The sequence below is a fragment of the Paraburkholderia sp. RL18-085-BIA-A genome (assembly GCF_046027075.1).
In the GTDB taxonomy this organism is placed as follows: Bacteria; Pseudomonadota; Gammaproteobacteria; order Burkholderiales; family Burkholderiaceae; genus Paraburkholderia.
In genome coordinates this window covers 1-2,949 of sequence record NZ_JARESU010000333.1, presented here as the reverse complement: position 1 = coordinate 2,949, position 2,949 = coordinate 1, and the positions used below count along the sequence as shown (strand labels likewise).

1 protein-coding gene is annotated in these 2,949 nt (G+C 65.7%); it reads left to right on the top strand.

Features of this window, described 5'->3' with window-relative positions; genetic code table 11:
• Window positions 1–58 precede the first annotated feature (58 nt).
• Window positions 59–2,949: efflux RND transporter permease subunit (locus P0D89_RS51950; protein WP_408379476.1), on the top strand; the 2,891-nt coding region annotated here is incomplete at its 3' end.

Sequence of the window (2,949 nt, the reverse complement as noted above, 5' to 3'; positions counted from 1 at the left end):
GCCCCTTGCGGCACCGGCACGACGCGCGCCTTCCTTCGCTTCTTTTCAGGAAACAGTCATGTGGATCGTCACGCTCGCACTGCGCCGGCCCTACACCTTCGTGGTCCTCGCCGTGCTGATCTTTATTGTCGGCCCGCTTGCGATACTGCGTACGCCGACCGATATCTTCCCGAATATCGACATCCCTGTCGTCAGCATCGTCTGGACGTATAACGGCTTTTCCGCGGAGGACATGGCCAATCGCATCACGTCGAATTACGAGCGCGCGCTGACTTCGAGTGTCGACGACATCGAGCACATCGAGTCGCAATCGCTGAACGGCGTCTCGGTGGTGAAGATCTTTTTTCATCAGGGCGCGGACATCAATCGCGCGATCGCCGAGGCGGGGTCGAGCGCCGAGTCGATGCTGCGCGTGCTGCCGCCGGGCACGCTGCCGCCGAACATCATCACGTACAGCGCGTCGACGGTGCCGATCCTGCAACTCGGGCTCTCCAGCGACACCCTGTCCGAACAGCAGCTGTACGACCTCGGCAATAGCGCGATCCGCACGCAGCTGGCGACCGTGCAAGGCGCGGCGGTGCCGTTGCCGTTCGGCGGCAAGGTGCGTCAGATCATGGTCGACATCGACCCGCGCGCGTTGCAGGCCAAAGGGCTGGCGCCGCTCGACGTGGTCAACGCCGTCAACGCGCAGAACCTGATCCTGCCCGGCGGCACCGCGAAGATCGGCACGAAGGAATACAACGTGCAGATGAACGGCAGCACCGACACGGTCGCGGCGCTGAACGATCTGCCGGTCAAAACGGTGGCAGGCGGCGTGGTGTATGTGCGCGACGTCGCCCATGTGCGCGATGGCTACGCGCCGCAGACCAACATCGTGCGCGCCGACGGCAAGCGCGGCGCGCTGCTGACCATCGAAAAATCAGGCAGCACCTCGACGCTGACGATCATCCAGCAGGTCAAGTCGATGCTGCCGCATATCGAGGCCGGCCTGCCGAGCGCCTTGCACATCACCGCGCTAGCGGATCAGTCGGTGTTCGTGAAGTCGGCGGTGATGGGCGTCGCTCGCGAGGCGCTGATCGCCGCCGGGCTGACCGCGCTGATGATCCTGCTGTTTCTCGGCAGCTGGCGCGCGACGCTGATCATCGCGGTGTCGATTCCGCTCGCGGTGCTGACCTCGCTGATCGCGCTGTCGGCGCTCGGCCAGACCATCAACATCATGACGCTCGGCGGCCTCGCGCTTGCGGTGGGGATTCTCGTCGACGACGCCACGGTCGCGATCGAAAACATCACGCATCACCTGGAAAACGGCGAGCCGCTCTACGACGCGATCCTGAACGGCTCCGGCGAAATCGCAGTGCCGACGTTCGTCTCGACGCTGTCGATCTGCATCGTGTTCGTGCCGATGTTCCTGCTGTCCGGCGTCGCGCGCTATCTGTTCGTGCCGATGGCCGAAGCGGTGGTGTTCGCGATGATCGCGTCGTACTTCTTCTCGCGCACGCTGGTGCCGACCCTCGCGATGTATCTGATGCGCGCCCGCAGCCAGACGCCGGTCAGCGGCAACGGACCGATCGCGCGTCTGATCCGCTTCCAGGCCGCCTTCGAACATCGCTTCGAAGGGCTGCGCAAAGGCTATCGCGGCGTGCTCGACGCGGCGCTGGCGAGTCCGCGGCGCTTCATCGCGATCTTCCTTGCGCTGTGCATCGGCTCGCTCGCGCTGCTGCCCTTCGCCGGGCGCGACTTCTTCCCCGCTGTCGATACCGGCGAGATCCGCCTGCATCTGCGCGCGCCGACCGGCACGCGGATCGAGGACACCGCGCGCATCACCGACGAAGTCGAAGCGCGCGTGCGCAGCGTGATTCCGCAGTCGCAACTCTCGGCGGTGCTGGACAACATCGGCGTGCCGGTCAGCGGCATCAACCTGACCTACGATTCGTCCGACCCGATCGGCCCGGAAGACGCCGACGTGATGATCTCGCTCGCGCCGAAGCACCAACCCACTGCGCAGTACGTGGCAAAGCTTCGCACGACGCTCACGAACGATTTCCCCGGCGTCACGTTCGCGTTCCTGCCCGCCGACATCGTCAGCCAGATTCTCAACTTCGGCTTGCCCGCGCCGATCGATGTCCAGATCGTCGGCAACAAGCTCGGCGCGAACCGCGTCGTCGCCAACAAGCTGCTCGCGCAACTGCGCGGCGTGCGCGGCCTCGTCGACGCGCGCATCCAGCAGCCCGGCGACGCGCCCGCGATCAACGTCAATGTCGACCGCACGCGGGCGATCCAGGCCGGCCTGCTGCAACGCGACGTGTCGCAGAACCTTCTGATCGCGCTGTCCGGCAGCTCACAGACCACGCCCAATTTCTGGCTCGATCCGCGCAACGGCGTCAGCTATCCGCTGATGGCGATGATGCCTCAGTACGACATCAATTCGCTGCAGGCGCTCGCCAATATTCCGGTCGCGCAGAGCGGCTTGACGTCGGCCGTCCCTGGCGCGCCCGCCCCGCAGAACCTGCTTGGCGCGTTGAGCACGCTGACGCGCGGCACCCAGCAGGGCGTCGTCACGCACTACAACGTGCAGCCGGTGCTCGACATTTTCGCGTCGACGCAAGGGCGCGACCTCGGCGGCGTCGCGACCGACGTGACCCGGCTCGTCGACCAGATCCGGCCGCAACTGCCGCCTGGCGCGTCGATCGTCGTGCGCGGCCAGGTGCAGGCAATGCACGACTCGTTCAGCGGCCTCGCAAGCGGTCTCGTGTTCGCGATCGCGCTCGTCTATCTGCTGATGGTCGTGAACTTCCAGTCGTGGCTCGACCCGTTCATCATCGTCAGCGGCTTGCCGGGGTCGCTCGCGGGCATCGCGTGGATGCTGTTCAGCACCGGCACCCGCGTGAGCGTGCCGGCGCTCACCGGCACCATTCTGTGTATCGGCATCGCGACGGCCAACAGCATTCT